15 protein-coding genes are annotated in these 14,074 nt (G+C 54.1%); all 15 read left to right on the top strand.

All coding sequences use genetic code 11. The features are described 5' to 3' along the window. Nucleotides 1–61: 61 nt before the first annotated feature. The gene (locus tag ACUM6F_RS12195; RefSeq protein ID WP_445349400.1) at nt 62–883 is read left to right on the top strand and encodes a sulfatase-like hydrolase/transferase; all 822 of its coding nucleotides are present in this window, start codon (nt 62–64) and stop codon (nt 881–883) included. Nucleotides 884–886: 3 nt separating this feature from the next. Next, complete coding sequence (locus ACUM6F_RS12190) at nt 887–1,630, top strand: N-acetyltransferase (RefSeq protein ID WP_445349399.1); 744 nt, start codon at nt 887–889, stop codon at nt 1,628–1,630. Next, entirely contained in the window at nt 1,630–2,037 is a 408-nt protein-coding gene (locus ACUM6F_RS12185; protein ID WP_445349398.1) for a sugar 3,4-ketoisomerase, read from the top strand. Before ACUM6F_RS12190 ends, ACUM6F_RS12185 begins: the two co-directional genes overlap by 1 nt. Nucleotides 2,038–2,040: 3 nt before the next feature. Further along, complete coding sequence (locus ACUM6F_RS12180) at nt 2,041–3,147, top strand: DegT/DnrJ/EryC1/StrS family aminotransferase (RefSeq protein WP_445349397.1); 1,107 nt, start codon at nt 2,041–2,043, stop codon at nt 3,145–3,147. Nucleotides 3,148–3,235: 88 nt separating this feature from the next. Further along, a complete protein-coding gene (locus ACUM6F_RS12175) occupies nt 3,236–4,246 on the top strand; it encodes a glycosyltransferase family 2 protein (protein ID WP_445349396.1) in 1,011 nt (336 codons plus the stop codon). A 20-nt stretch (nt 4,247–4,266) separates the two neighbouring features. Beyond that, complete coding sequence (locus tag ACUM6F_RS12170) at nt 4,267–5,253, top strand: glycosyltransferase family 2 protein (RefSeq protein ID WP_445349395.1); 987 nt, start codon at nt 4,267–4,269, stop codon at nt 5,251–5,253. An 81-nt stretch (nt 5,254–5,334) separates the two neighbouring features. Then, nucleotides 5,335–6,750, top strand: a complete 1,416-nt coding sequence (locus ACUM6F_RS12165) for an O-antigen ligase family protein (protein WP_445349394.1) — start codon at nt 5,335–5,337, stop codon at nt 6,748–6,750. 208 nt (nt 6,751–6,958) lie between these two features. Next, the gene (locus tag ACUM6F_RS12160) at nt 6,959–8,041 is read left to right on the top strand and encodes a glycosyltransferase (protein WP_445349393.1); all 1,083 of its coding nucleotides are present in this window, start codon (nt 6,959–6,961) and stop codon (nt 8,039–8,041) included. A 10-nt stretch (nt 8,042–8,051) separates the two neighbouring features. Next, nucleotides 8,052–8,327: a glycosyltransferase gene (locus tag ACUM6F_RS12155; RefSeq protein WP_445349392.1), complete on the top strand. Its 276-nt coding sequence runs from the start codon at nt 8,052–8,054 to the stop codon at nt 8,325–8,327. Nucleotides 8,328–8,361: 34 nt separating this feature from the next. Further along, complete coding sequence (locus ACUM6F_RS12150; RefSeq protein WP_445349391.1) at nt 8,362–9,069, top strand: methyltransferase domain-containing protein; 708 nt, start codon at nt 8,362–8,364, stop codon at nt 9,067–9,069. 4 nt (nt 9,070–9,073) lie between these two features. Further along, entirely contained in the window at nt 9,074–10,225 is a 1,152-nt protein-coding gene (locus ACUM6F_RS12145; protein ID WP_445349390.1) for a glycosyltransferase family 4 protein, read from the top strand. A 114-nt stretch (nt 10,226–10,339) separates the two neighbouring features. Continuing rightward, nucleotides 10,340–10,912, top strand: a complete 573-nt coding sequence (rfbC, locus tag ACUM6F_RS12140) for a dTDP-4-dehydrorhamnose 3,5-epimerase (RefSeq protein ID WP_445349389.1) — start codon at nt 10,340–10,342, stop codon at nt 10,910–10,912. Nucleotide 10,913: 1 nt separating this feature from the next. Next, the gene (locus ACUM6F_RS12135) at nt 10,914–11,984 is read left to right on the top strand and encodes a glucose-1-phosphate thymidylyltransferase (RefSeq protein WP_445349388.1); all 1,071 of its coding nucleotides are present in this window, start codon (nt 10,914–10,916) and stop codon (nt 11,982–11,984) included. Between the two features lie 24 nt (nt 11,985–12,008). Further along, nucleotides 12,009–12,857 carry a dTDP-4-dehydrorhamnose reductase gene (rfbD, locus tag ACUM6F_RS12130; protein ID WP_445349401.1) on the top strand — a complete coding sequence of 283 codons (849 nt, stop codon included), beginning with the start codon at nt 12,009–12,011 and terminating at the stop codon, nt 12,855–12,857. Further along, nucleotides 12,854–13,882 carry a dTDP-glucose 4,6-dehydratase gene (rfbB, locus tag ACUM6F_RS12125; RefSeq protein WP_445349387.1) on the top strand — a complete coding sequence of 343 codons (1,029 nt, stop codon included), beginning with the start codon at nt 12,854–12,856 and terminating at the stop codon, nt 13,880–13,882. Before rfbD ends, rfbB begins: the two co-directional genes overlap by 4 nt. Nucleotides 13,883–14,074 lie beyond the last annotated feature (192 nt).

Here is a 14,074-nt window from a genome sequence, read left to right as displayed (position 1 = left end):
TTGATTTTCAAGGCTCCGCGGACCCGGGAGGGGTGTTGGCTGTCAAAGTTGAGTCAATATCATGCAGACCCACTGTCGTTATAATCCTCCCCGGGAAACAAGAGGAAAGTTTGGTTCGAACGGTTTCCGGTATGAAAGTTTTTTAACTGAGCCCTATCAATATTATCTGAATTTACTTAAGCCAACTGTCTCGTTGGAAGAAATGTGGCACATTCTAACCGCCCTCTACGATGAAGAACTACTTTTTGCCGATTTGTGTATAGGGCAATTTTACGAGTTTCTTAAGATCTCGCATTTGCTTGACAGATCGGTCTTTGTTGTCACAGCAGACCATGGCGAAATGCTCGGGGAACACGGCCTGCTTGACCATGGCTTTGGTTCTTACAACGAGCTTATCCGGGTCCCACTGATAATCCGGTATCCTGGAGCTAGGCAGGGGAGCATCATTTCAGATCTGGCGCAAACTCATGACCTGTTCGGCACAGTTTGTGATATTGCCGGGCTACCTTACCCTACACCGATGGGATCAGTTTCCCTTGTGGGCACTCAGAGGCGTCGGTGGGTTTTTGCCCAAAACATAGATCCGCAAATGAACGTGCTGACTTTAAGAAGGTACTGGCCAGATTGGTCGAGCGACGAATACTGGTGCTGCCCCCACATGACGGCTGTTGATTCCGAGTTACGAAAGATCGTTAAGACCACCGACGGTCGGATTTTGTCCTTTGATCTTAGTCAGGACGCTAACGAATTACATCCGAAAGTGCCCCCTCTTGTGGATGAGGATCTTCTTAAATTGATTACAGAGTTGGAGGATACCTATAACTGGAGTCGAGCCGTCAAATCGTGCGAAGAAATGCTGCTGAATAGTAAATTGGGAGGGTAAGAATTGCACCGAGTAAATATTCATCCAACGGCGATTGTTGAAACGTCATCGCTCGGTGACAATGTCACCGTGCACGCCTTTGCCGTAGTGCGTGCCGGAGCAACGCTTGGAAATAACGTGGTGATACATCCTTATGTGGTTATTGAGACCGGGGTTATCCTGGGTGATAACGTGGAGGTTTTTCCTGGTGCGTATGTTGGTAAGGTGCCTAAGGGAGCCGGAGTCCTTGCTCGCATCCCAAGGTTCGAGCCTTTTGTTCAAATTGGAGCTAATTGTTCGATAGGTCCTCATGTGGTGATCTATTACGACGTTAAAATTGGTGAAAATACCTTAATTGGAGACGGTGCTTCCATCCGCGAGTTATGCCGCATTGGTTCCCGTTGCGTGGTGGGGCGTCATGTGACTTTGAATTATAACACCTCAATTGGAGATGATACCAAAATTATGGATCATTCTTGGCTGGCTGGAAACATGCGAGTAGGAAACCGTGTGTTTATTAGTGGAGGTGTACTTACTGCCAATGATAACATGTTGGGGAAACATGGATATCAAGAGGAGCGTATCGTTGGTCCCTCCATTTGTGATGGCGCAGTGATCGGTGCGGGTGCGATTCTCCTTCCAGGAGTAGTTATTGGAGAAGAGGCAATTGTGGGTGCCGGGGCTGTAGTGACGAGGGACGTGCCTCCCCGTACTGTTGTAATGGGTATCCCGGCCAGAGCAATACGTACAAGCCTGGGGGATGAATGATGCTTGCTCAGTGCCGTATTATTGAGTTTCCTAAAATCCAGGATCGGCGTGGCAACTTGACGTTCATCGAGGAAAACCGTCATGTTCCTTTCGAGATTATGCGGGTTTACTACTTGTATGATGTTCCGGGCGGTGAATCCCGCGGCGGCCATGCGCATAAGCAACTCCAGCAAGTCCTTATTGCTGTAAGCGGGTCGTTCGACGTTGTTTTGGATGACGGGTTTTCCCGGGAAAAAATTACTCTTAACCGTCCTTGGCAAGGATTATATATCCCGCAAATGATCTGGCGCGAACTCGAAAACTTTTCTTCGGGCGCAGTTTGTTTAGTTTTAGCAAGTGAATTCTACGATGAGGAGGACTATTATCGAAATTATGCAGATTTCTTGCGGGCAGTGAGGGGAAAGTAAACCATGAAGGTTCCTTTTTTGGATTTAAAGGCTATGCATCTAGAACTTATGGACGAGCTCCAACAAGCTTTTAACCGAACCATGCGTAGCGGTTGGTATATCCTCGGTAAAGAAGTTGAAGCCTTTGAGCAGGAATGGGCTACTTATTTAGGGGTTAAACACTGTATTGGGGTGGCTAGCGGCTTAGATGCTCTTCACTTGATCTTGCGAGCCTACAATATAGGGCCCGGAGATGAAGTTATAGTTCCTGCGCATACTTTTATTGCCACCTGGCTTGCGGTAACCCATGCAGGAGCTAAACTTGTGCCGGTTGAAGTAGATGAGCGGACCTATAACATTGATGTTACCCGCATTGAGGAAGCCATTACCGAAAAGACTAAGGCTATTATTGTGGTGCACCTCTATGGCCAACCAGCAGATATGGATCCCATTATTGGGATTGCGCATCGGTATGGGCTGAAAGTGATTGAAGATGCTGCACAGGCCCACGGTGCTAAATATAAGGGCAGGCGCGTAGGGGGTATCGGAGATGCGGCTGGTTGGAGCTTCTACCCCGTTAAGAATTTGGGAGCGTTCGGCGACGGAGGGGCAGTGACAACCAATGATGATGAACTTGCAGAGCGAATAAGGATGTTACGCAACTATGGATCTAAAGAAAAGTATGTTCACGAGTTTTTAGGATTTAACAGCCGTCTCGATGAGCTTCAGGCAGCCTTGTTGCGGGTGAAGCTACGTTACCTCGATGCGTGGAACAAGCGGCGTGCAGAGATAGCTCGGTTTTATACAGAAGCCTTACGAGATATGCCCTTGGTACTTCCATATGTTGAGAAATGGGCAGAACCGGTGTGGCATCTTTATGTAATTCGTACCTCAGAACGCGATGTGTTACAGGAGCGACTAGCTGAAGCAGGTATTGGGACATTGATACATTATCCTATCCCTTGTCATTTGCAGGAGTCATATCGGTTTCTAGGATTTGAACAGGGCTCATTTCCAACAACCGAGCGTTTGTCAAAAGAGATTTTGAGTCTCCCTATGGGTCCTCATTTGACCGATGATAAAGTCTGGTCTGTTGTGAATGTGTTACGCCGTTCAGTAAACGATTATTAAGGGAACAGGGAGTTTAGGGGGTGCCATTGCTCTCAATTATTTGACTTAACCCGGTGGAGGTAGGCATCTAAGAGGAGATGGAGTTCTAATGTCTGTTGGGGCCAATAATAAAAGATCCCCTATGGTTAGCGTGATTATACCAACTTACAACCATAAAGATTTCATTAAAGATGCAATTGAGAGTGTGTTGCAGCAAACGTTTCAGGATTTTGAAGTAATTGTTGCAGACGATGCATCTAATGATGGAACAGGAACTATAGTAAAGTCTTATGCCCAACAATACCCGGAAAAAATTAATGCAGTTATTGGAGAGCGGAGATTGGGAATTGCGGGTAATATCAATAGAGGGTTGAGACTTGCCACAGGAAAGTATATTGCCTGGCTAGGCGGGGATGATTTAATGTACCCAACAAAGCTGGAAAAACAAGTTCAGTACCTGGAAGATCATCCGGAGATTACAGGATGTCACCATGATGCTCATGTTTACGATGAGCAAACTAAACAGGTTGTAGGAGTATTCAGTGAACTTTATAGCCGCGGTAACAAGAAGTTGGTGGAAGGAGGGATCGAAGTATTATTCGACCCCGGTGCTTTTATGCTACCTTCCACCATGATGTTTAGTCGGAACGCATGCCCGCCGCACGGCTTTGATGTTCGCCTTCGCTATTCAAACGATTGGCTGTTTGATATTGAAACCTTTCGGAGCGGTAGGATTGGAGCTATAAAGGAAGCGTTAGGGGTGTATCGCCGACACGGAGGGAATGTTACCTCAAGTGCGGATCTTCAAAGTCGAACATTAGAAGAATCTTTTATCGTCTTGGGAATTGTTCAAGCACGATACCCAGAACTAGCACATCTTATTAAAAGACGACGGGTAGCTTTTCTTATTTCAGAGATGATTAAACGATATAAGGAACGAGATTATCGTTCAAGCTTTTTATTCATGAAAAGCGCTTGGCTTGAGGGATCCCGTATCAAGGCACCTGCACTTTATCTGATACTAAAATTGTTTGGTGATAGAATTTTTGAAAGTTTTGACGTTAAGGCGTATCGCAATAAGCCCTTTATAAGACGCTTACGAAACTGGTTGAAGTTTTGAGGAGAATAGGAGATCTACTGATGAATAGGCCCCATGTTGCAATCCTAATCCTCAATTACAACGGATGGCGGGACACCATTGAGTGCCTGGAGTCAGTGCAACGTCTGACCTATCCCAACTACCGCATAATTGTCATCGACAACGGTTCCACCGACGGCTCCGTGGAAAAAATTAAGGCCTGGGCGGCGGGCGAGCTTCCGATTGAATCAAAGTTTTTTACCTATGACCCGTCAACCAAGCCTGTGCGCTGGATCGAGTACGACCGCGCCACCGCTGAAGCCGGTGGCCTGCCGGAGCTGGAGGCTGAAATCGAAGACCTGTCCCCCAACCGTCGGATGATCCTCATCCAAACCGGCGCTAATCTGGGTTATGCGGGTGGCAATAATGTGGGGATAAGGTATGCTTTGAAATGCGGGACGGAGTATGTGTGGCTGCTGAACAACGATACAGTAGTGGATAAGGTTTCACTCGGGGGTTTGTTCAGCACCGCCATTCGTGACTCTAAAGTTGGAGCTGTTGGATCTGTGCTCTATTATTTTGATGAACCACGACGTATACAAGTTTGGGGAGGTGGAAAGGTAAATCGATGGCTAGGGATTTCTAGGCATTGGGTGAGGCCGACACCGCGACAAAAAATCGACTATATTGTTGGAGCCAGCATGTTGCTGTCAAGTGCGGCGCTGAAGGAGGTGGGATTACTTGACGAAGCATACTTTATGTACTGGGAGGATACAGATCTAAGTTTCAGACTACGCCGGGCTGGATGGAGGCTTGATGTTGCCGTTGAAGCAAAGATATGGCACAAGGAGTCGGCAACACTTGGCAAGAAAAGTTCCGTGCTTGATATCTACTTCAATACTTCAGCGATTCGCTTCTTCACCCAGCACGTGTCATTTCCGCTTTTACCCATTTCCGTAGGTTTATTGGGTAGATTTCTAAAACGAGCGTTAAGCTTCGAATGGGATCGCGCAAAGGCAGTTTGGCGAGGGCCGAAGCAAAAAAGGTGAGGACGGGAGCCGTAAGGCATACAGGCCGCCATCTTCAATGGGGCCTGAGCATCGTTCGTCTTCCAGGAGCTGAGGATCGCAATGGAATTAACAATACTGGGATATATTCTTCTACCAATAAGCCTATTGTTTCTTATATGGCGCCCTCTATATCTTTTCTATTTAGCTGTATTTTTCATTCCGTTTTCTGCATCAGCCGTATTGAATTTCGATAGTGTAAGTTTCGGACTCCAACCCTCACAGTACTTCGGCATATTGTGGATGACCAGCGGATTCACGTCGCTGTTAGTACGACCAAAACTGACGATTCCGAAAGAAGTTAAAGCATCACTCGCTCTTATCTTGCTTTTTGGTTTTTTTGTTGGAGCCTCACTGTTGATGCCGGCCATTATCTCTGGCAATGTTGAGGCTCCGGGATCGCAAGGTTACCCTGGTACAGCACCAGTCGAATTTAGCGCCTTTAACTTTACACAGTTTCTTTACATCGCGTACGGGATTCTGCTATCGGCGAGCACTGCCATCTGGGTTCGAGATAACCAAACGGTAGTGACGGCGGCCAGGGTTTATGTACTATCCGGACTGTTTGTGGCCGCGTGGGCGGTTCTTCAGTATTTCTGCTACTATGCAGGTATTTCGTACTCCTCCGTTCTGTTCAATAACTCGGCTAGCTCACATGCCTTAGGCTACAATCAGGAATTGAGCGTGTTTGGGTTAAAACGTCTAACTTCGGTGGCAGTAGAACCTTCGGCATTAGCCAGTTATTTGTTAACCTGCGTGGCCCTAGTTAGCGTAATGCTAATTCGAAAGCATACCCTTTTTAGATGGAGACTTATAGAAGCGGCTACTCTGGTCTTCTTTGTAATGGTGCTTCTACTATCAACCTCTACAACCGCGTACGTCGGCCTGATGTTGTTGCTTGCTCTTTTACTTTTTCTTAATCTTCGAACGCCGAGGGCCTGGCCCAAACTCGCTCTATGGCTCGGTTGTCTCCTACTAATGGTACTCGCCCTAGTTACTGCGTTTCCGAACTTTTTAGATGCTCTAACAGTGCTCACGAAAGGAAAGCTCCAAACGTTCTCTGGGCAGGAGCGTTTGGCAGTTACCCTTGAAGCCTTCAAACTCTTTGAGCAGTTCCCGATATTGGGTGTGGGGTGGGGAAGTACTACTGCATACAGTCTTATCGTCAAGTTACTCTCAAACACTGGCCTTTTGGGGTCGTCTGTGTTCTTCGCATTTATAGTATCTATTCTGAGAACAGTGTTAAAAGCTTCAAACGTAGAACCACAAGCCCTGCAGAATGCGCTGCTTGTTTCGTTTGCGACGGCTCTATGTCTCACGCTCTTAGTTGATACGCTAATTGGATTTTCGTTTGTTTTTGCACATTTTTGGTTTTTAACCGGTTGTTGTCTATCCTTATCAGGGGCAGTTTGTCGTGCTCACTATAGAACCATCGAGATCGGTCATAGCCGTACGGACCCGGAAGGCAAGTTATCCTAATTAGACTTTACTTCGCTGGTAGTTCCGGCTGAGTGGTAGCTATATGGCTCTTCAATCTGTGTAGTGGCCATGCTGACCGCGTTCCGCCCGTTAAGCCTGTCAGAAGGTCCGTTGGTATCTGTATCTGAGGTTGTTTCAGTTAGTTTGACTGGGGACGTTGGTGATTAAGTTGTTGAAGGTAACTATGATAGTCGGAAGTTTTCCCGAAATGCCATGCGGTGTCGGGGACTATACCTACCGGCTGGTGGAGGCACTTTTGCGGGTAGATGAGGGGGTTAGGGTGGACGTGGTCACCAGCGCGGATAGCCGGGTCAGGGTCTCTGCACATGCCAGACTCGCAGTGCACCAGGTAAGCACCTGGGGCGTGAGGGGACTTTTCTCTTTAATGCGGCTGGCTGCCCGAAGCAGAGCGGACGTGGTACACATCCAGTATCCCACAAAAGGATATGGTATCGGGTTAGCGGTCAACCTCCTCCCGCTTTTCTGGCATTTTTATCGGCCCAGGGTGCCGGTGGTGGTTACCCTGCACGAATTCACCATTGCCCACCCGCTCCGGAAGCTGAGTAGCCTCTTTCTCATCTTCTTATCGCGCCGGCTTATCGTGTGTGATCTGCGGGAGCAGCGGGCTTTGCGTCGCTTCCGGTGGCCGCAGGGCGGGCCAGAACTGATCCCCCTGGCTGCCAACGTGCCGGTATGCTTCACGCGCGACCCGGAGGATGCCTGTAGAGCCGACTGTTTGAGGCTCTGCTACTTCGGTTTCCTGAATAAATCCAAGGAGACTTCCTTTCTTATAGAGGTGTTATCTAGCCTTCGGCAGGTAAACTTACCCGTGAGACTCGTGTTCATTGGAGGGATAAGCTCAGAGGACGAAGCCCGGTTGAGGGCTCTGGCTATGGAGAAAGGCGTGGCGGACCTTATAAACTTTACCGGCTTCTGCTCGCCGGAGGAGGTGTCCAGGCAACTGGCTTGGGCCGATGTGGGACTTTTCCCCTTCAAGGATGGCGTATCTTTGCGACGTGCAAGCTTTATCGCAGCCATGCAGCACGGATTGGCCGTAGTGACTACCCGGGTTGGGGATTACCTGCCGCCGGGCCTTCAAGACGGAGAGAATGTGCTACTGGTTCCTGCCGGCGACCGCGAGGCTTTCCTCCAGGCCGTACGGCGGCTCGCCCTCGACTCCGAGTTACGCCGGCAACTCGGCACCAACGCCAAGTACTGGGGCGCGGCATTTACCTGGGAGGCCATCGCCAGGCGGCACATCGCGCTTTACCGTCAGCTTGTGGGCGTCTGAGTGAAAGGGGATGGACCGAGGTAAACCTCGCCCGCTGGAAACCATGGCCTGCGGTACTCCTGTAGTGACCTCGGGCATCACTGCATTGCCGGAAGTGGTAGGCGACGCGGCGGTTGTAGTAGACCCCTACGACGTAGAATCCATTGCCTGGGGCATCCGGCGGGTGGTGGAGGATAATACCCTGAGGGAGGAGTTACGCCGGAAGGGTATCGAGCGGGCGAAACATTTTTCCTGGGACCGCGCGGCAGAGCTTACATGGAAGGTATTACAGGAGGCGGCGAATTAAGATTCGACCGGAGGATTATTTAAGGGGGACAGGGATGATTGACCGCCAGTTGAATTATGGCCGTCATTTAATTAAGCAATTTTTGAAGAAGGCATCACCATATGAAACTGTTCTCGATATTGGTGCCGGAGGGGGTACAGACTTAAAACTGGCCAAGGACGTTAACCCAAAGGCCGAAACCTTCGCGATCGAGTCCTACCTGCCTTATGTCGAAAAATTGCGGACGGAGGGTATTACCGTATACGCGCTCGATATCGAGAGGGACCGGTTACCATTTGATGACGGTACGGTGGACGTGGTCATAGTTAATCAGGTGCTAGAACATCTCAAAGAAGTATTTTGGGTTTTTCACGAAATCACGCGTGTAGTACCCGTGGGTGGTAAGGTGATAGTGGGTGTTCCCAATTTAGCATCCTTGCATAATCGTGTTTTGCTGGCTATGGGTAGACAACCATCAACAATTAGGACGAGCTCAGCCCATGTACGGGGGTTCACGCGAGGCGATTTCCTGAGATTTCTGGACGATTGCTTTCCTCACGGCTATGCGCTGAAGGCTTTTGGTGGCAGCAATTTTTACCCATTTCCGCCTGTTATCGCACGGATGCTGGCGCGTATTTTTCCGACGATGGCCTGGGGAATATTTTTCTTGCTAGAAAAACAACGCGAATATGATGATGGGTTCTTGAAGTTTCCTGTTCGTGAACGTCTGGAAACTAACTTTTGGCTCGGCGAGGGGCGGTGAATAGGTGCGGATTGTCTTTATTCATGATTGGGTTATTACTCTTGCCGGAGCCGAGCGCTGCCTGGAGGTATTTCATGAGCTCTGGCCGGAAGCGCCGCTCTATACACTGGTTTACCAGGAGGAAAGCGTGCGGCGGCTGGGCTTTGAGCCGGCCCAGGTGCATGCGTCATTCCTACAGCGTTTTCCCAGGGCGCAGAAATGGTACCGGAAATACCTGCCCTTTTACCCGCTGGCCATAGAGCAGTTTGACCTTTCGGGGTATGACGTGATCCTCTCCAGCAGCCACGCGGCGGCTAAAGGAGTGCTGGTGCGTTCTGACCAGCTCCACATCTGCTACTGCCACACGCCTGTGCGCTATGCCTGGGACCTCACCCATCGTTACCTGAAGGAAAACGGCCTGGATAGGGGCTTGAAGTCGTTCCTGGCCAGGTCCATCCTGCACTACATACGCCTTTGGGACACATTGACGGCCAACCGGGTGGACCACTTCATAGCCAACTCCCGCTACACCGCCCGGCGCATCTGGCGGGCCTACCGGCGGGAGGCCGAGGTTATTCACCCGCCTGTGGATATGGAGCGGTTCCAGTTAAATGAGAGGAAAGACAATTTCTTTCTCTTTGTTTCCAGGCTTGTACCGTACAAGAAAGCGGACCTTGTGGTGGCCGCCTTTACACGACTGGGCATCCCGCTTAAGGTGGTTGGCGACGGATCGCAGTTTGAGGAGTGCCGGAGGCTGGCGGGGAAAAACGTGGAGTTTCTCGGGTACCAGGACGACGCTATTGTTGCGGACGTGATGTCCCGGGCGCGGGCGTTGATATTTGCCGCCGAGGAGGACTTCGGCATTGTGCCCGTGGAGGCCCAGGCCTGCGGCACGCCGGTCATCGCCTACGGCAAAGGCGGGGTGGAGGATACGGTGGTGCCAGCAACTGGAGACAACTGGGATTCGGCTACCGGCGTTTTCTTTCATGAACAAAGCGTGGAGGCGCTGGAAGCAGCGGTGAAGCAGTTTCTGGCCTGGGAAGGCCGTTTCCGGCCGGAGGTCCTCCGCCGCAACGCGGAGCGCTTCAGCCGGGAGCGGTTCAAACGGGAAATTGAGGAGTTCGTGGCGACAAGGTGGAGAGAATTTTCCTCACTGAGGGAAAGGTGTGAGCGCTGAGGTGTTTGTCGTTATCGTTATCCTCGCCAGCGGGGGATGGCGAGCGTTTCTGGCCCGTTGGGTAAAGAGGCGTTTGAGCATGCGTTCGATGTGTTGGGGAGGCGTGGGTTAACGATGCCCTTCACTTTCACCCCCCTCACAATCCCGGATGTTATCCTGGTCGAGCCGAAGGTCTTCGGCGACGAGCGGGGTTTCTTCATGGAGACGTATAACTACCGGGACTTTGCGGCCTTCGGTATTCGCGCTGTGTTCGTGCAGGATAACCATTCCCTGTCCCGAGGGCCTGTGCTTCGGGGTTTGCACTACCAGAAGGATCCCATAGCCCAGGCGAAGCTGGTGCGCTGTATACGTGGGGCGATCTTTGACGTGGCGGTAGACATCCGCCGGGGTTCCCCTACCTACGGAAAGTGGGTGGGGGTGGAGCTATCCGCCGAGAACAAGCGCCAGCTTTACATACCCCGCGGGTTTGCGCACGGGTTCTGCGTTCTCAGTTACGTGGCTGAGGTTGTCTATAAGGTGGACAACTATTACTCGCCGGAACATGACCGGGGGATTATCTATGACGACCCTGATATAGGCATCACATGGCCGGTGGCCCAGCCGATTCTTTCGCCGAAGGACGCGCGGTTGCCGCGCCTTGAGGACGCGGACAACAACTTTGTGTATACGCCCGATGGGGAGGGGTAATGTGAAGGCCTTAGTTCTGGCCGGCGGGAAGGGGACGCGGCTTAGGCCCCTGACCTATACTACGGCGAAGCAGCTCATCCCGGTGGCGAATAAGCCCATCCTGCACTTCGTCCTGGAGCAAATCGCGGCGGCCGGTATCGAGGACGTGGGGGTGATCATTTCGCCCGAGACCGGCGGCATGGTGCAGGATGCGCTCGGCGGCGGGGCGGGGTTCGGCCTGCGGCTGACCTTCATCGTGCAGGACGAGCCCCTGGGCCTGGCGCATGCCGTCAAGACGGCCCGCGCTTTCCTCGGCGATTCGCCGTTCCTGATGTTCCTGGGGGACAACCTGGTGCAGGGAGGGGTGGCCCCGCTGGCGGCCGATTTCCGCCGGGACACTTCCACGTCAATTATTCAGTTGAAGAAGGTCCCCGACCCCCGGGCCTTCGGGGTGGCGGTGCTGGACGGCGGCGGCAGGGTGGCGCGGCTGGTGGAGAAGCCGAAGGAGTTCATTTCCGACCTGGCGTTGGTGGGCATTTACGCCTTTTCTCCCGCCGTCCACGCGGCCATCGAGCGGATCAGGCCGTCCTGGCGCGGGGAGCTGGAGATCACCGACGCCATCCAGGAGCTGATCAACATGGGCCATGCGGTGGCGCCGCGCCTGCTGGAGGGCTGGTGGCTGGACACCGGGAAGAAGGACGATATCCTGGAGGCCAACCGGGTGGTCCTCGACGAGTTCACCCGCCGCCGGGTCGAGGGCACGGTCGACGAGGCCTCGCAGGTCGTGGGTCGGGTGGAGATCGAGGCCGGCGCCGTGGTGGAGAGGAGCGTCATCCGGGGGCCGGCGGTGGTGGGGACCGGGGCGAAGATCGTAGACAGCTTCATCGGCCCCTATACGGCCATCGGCAGGGGAACCGCCGTGGAGGACTGCAGCGTGGAACACTCGGTGATCCTCGACAACTGCACGCTGCGGGCGGTGCACCACATCGAGGACAGCCTGATCGGCTACGGAGTACGGCTTGAGCGGGAAGGTGGCCACCGGCGCTCGCTGCGCTTCTTTATCGGCGACGAGTGCCAGATTACTCTTAGTTAGCGGAGGCTTGCGTTTGTGCGTGTAATGGTGACCGGTGCTCAGGGGATGCTCGGGCGGGCGATGGCGGCGGAGGCCGGGGCCCGCGAATGGGCGGTCGTACGCCTGGGTCGCACCGACCTGGACATCACGGACTTGACGGCCGTGAGGTCGGCCCTGCGGGAGCACCGGCCGGATGCAGTGGTAAATTGTGCCGCCTATACCGATGTCGACGGTGCGGAGACGGCGCGGGAGAGGGCCTTCGCTGTGAACGGCCTGGGGCCGCGGAACCTGGCCCTGGCCTGCCGGGAGACCGGTGTGGATCTGCTGCATATCAGCACCGATTATATTTTTGATGGTCGGAAGGACGGGCCCTACGGCGTGTACGACGACCCATGCCCGGTCAACGTTTACGGGGCCAGCAAACTGTGGGGGGAGCGGGCGGTAACTTCCCTGACGGCGCGCTTCTACATCGTGCGCGTGAGCTGGCTTTTTGCGCCCTGGGGCAAGAACTTCGTGGCCACCATGCTGCGCCTGGGGCGCGAGCGGGAGAGCCTGCGGGTGGTCGATGACCAGTACGGCTGCCCGACCTATGCGCCCGACCTGGCGCGGGCCATCGCCGACCTGGTGGAGAGCCGCTGCTACGGGGTCTATCACGTTACGAACCAGGGGGCGACGACGTGGTACGGCTTCGCCCGGGCGATAATGAAGCAGGCCGGGCTACCGGCGAGGGTTGAGCCCTGCACCTCGGCGGAGTTTCCGCGTCCGGCGAGGCGGCCGGCCAACTCGGTCCTTGATCCCTTCCCCCTGCGGGAGACGGTGGGCTACCTGCCGCCGCCCTGGGAGGACGCCCTGGAGCGCTGCTTGCGGGAAATGAAAAAGGGGGACATACTGTGAAGCTGCTGATCACCGGGGGCGCCGGGTTTATCGGCTCGAACTTTGTCCGCTACGTGTTACGGGAATACCCGGATTGGCACGTTACGAACCTGGATAAGCTGACCTACGCCGGGAACCTGGAGAACCTGCGCGAGGTTGAAGACAACCCGCGTTATACCTTTGTGCGCGGAGACATCGCCGACCGGGAGGCCGTGGCCGGCCTTTTCGCCGGGGGCGGGTTCGACGCGGTGGTGAACTTCGCCGCCGAGTCTCACGTCGACCGGAGCATCCTGGACGCCGGGCCGTTCATTGAGACCAACGTCCGGGGTACGCAGGTGCTGCTGGAGGCCGCGCGACGGTACGGGGTGCGCGTGTTCCTGCAGGTGTCGACCGACGAGGTGTACGGTTCCCTGGGGCCGGATGATCCGCCGTTCACCGAGGAGCACCCTCTGAAGCCGAACAGCCCCTACTCGGCGAGCAAGGCCGCGGCGGATCTGCTGTGCCGGGCCTACCACGAGACCTACGGCCTGCCCGTGGTCGTCACCCGCTGCTCGAACAACTACGGGCCGTACCAGTTCCCCGAGAAGCTCATCCCCCTGATGATCGCCAACGCGCTGGAGAACAAGCCGCTTCCGGTCTACGGCGACGGGCTGAACGTGCGGGACTGGATCCACGTGGAGGACCACTGCCGGGGGATCGCCGCCGCCCTGCTGCGCGGGCGGCCCGGGGCGGTGTACAACTTCGGAGGGCGGGCGGAAAGGACCAACCTGGATGTTGTGCGGACCATATTGCGGATCCTGGGCCGGCCGGAGAGCCTGATCCGGTTTGTGGCCGACCGCCCCGGACACGACCGCCGCTACGCGATGGACATCGCCCGCGCCGAGTGTGAGCTGGACTGGCGCCCGCGGTGGACGTTCGAAGAAGGTCTGGAGGCGACGATCCGCTGGTACGTGGATCACGCGGATTGGGTGCAAAGGGTCCGGGACGGGGCGTACCGGGAGTATTACAGGAGGATGTACGAGGAACGTACTACGCTAAGCGGCTGAGGTATTGGGCAAGGTGTCTGACATGATGAGGGTTTTGTTCACCGGCGGTGCTGGTGGCGGGTTCGGCGAAGATTAAGGCGGAACTTGACTGGCGGGGACCTGGAGATGATCGTCCGGTCGGCCTGGGAGCGGCACCGGCGGCACCCGGAGGGGTACGGCGACTGACAGGAGGCTTATGTTGAACGGCAGGCG

This window comes from Desulforudis sp. DRI-14 (assembly GCF_052618305.1).
Note: the sequence above shows the minus strand (reverse complement) of the source record. Positions and strands in the feature narration are given on the sequence as shown.

Excerpts from the sequence above, each read along its gene's own strand:
- ACUM6F_RS12175 (WP_445349396.1), top strand. The coding sequence starts at position 3,236 with ATGTCTGTTGGGGCCAATAATAAAAGATCCCCTATGGTTAGCGTGATT.
- ACUM6F_RS12150 (WP_445349391.1), top strand. The coding sequence starts at position 8,362 with ATGATTGACCGCCAGTTGAATTATGGCCGTCATTTAATTAAGCAATTT.
- ACUM6F_RS12155 (WP_445349392.1), top strand. The coding sequence starts at position 8,052 with ATGGACCGAGGTAAACCTCGCCCGCTGGAAACCATGGCCTGCGGTACT.
- rfbC (WP_445349389.1), top strand. The coding sequence starts at position 10,340 with ATGCCCTTCACTTTCACCCCCCTCACAATCCCGGATGTTATCCTGGTC.
- ACUM6F_RS12185 (WP_445349398.1), top strand. The coding sequence starts at position 1,630 with ATGCTTGCTCAGTGCCGTATTATTGAGTTTCCTAAAATCCAGGATCGG.
- ACUM6F_RS12160 (WP_445349393.1), top strand. The coding sequence starts at position 6,959 with ATGCCATGCGGTGTCGGGGACTATACCTACCGGCTGGTGGAGGCACTT.
- ACUM6F_RS12180 (WP_445349397.1), top strand. The coding sequence starts at position 2,041 with ATGAAGGTTCCTTTTTTGGATTTAAAGGCTATGCATCTAGAACTTATG.
- rfbD (WP_445349401.1), top strand. The coding sequence starts at position 12,009 with ATGGTGACCGGTGCTCAGGGGATGCTCGGGCGGGCGATGGCGGCGGAG.
- ACUM6F_RS12195 (WP_445349400.1), top strand. The coding sequence starts at position 62 with ATGCAGACCCACTGTCGTTATAATCCTCCCCGGGAAACAAGAGGAAAG.
- ACUM6F_RS12165 (WP_445349394.1), top strand. The coding sequence starts at position 5,335 with ATGGAATTAACAATACTGGGATATATTCTTCTACCAATAAGCCTATTG.
- ACUM6F_RS12170 (WP_445349395.1), top strand. The coding sequence starts at position 4,267 with ATGAATAGGCCCCATGTTGCAATCCTAATCCTCAATTACAACGGATGG.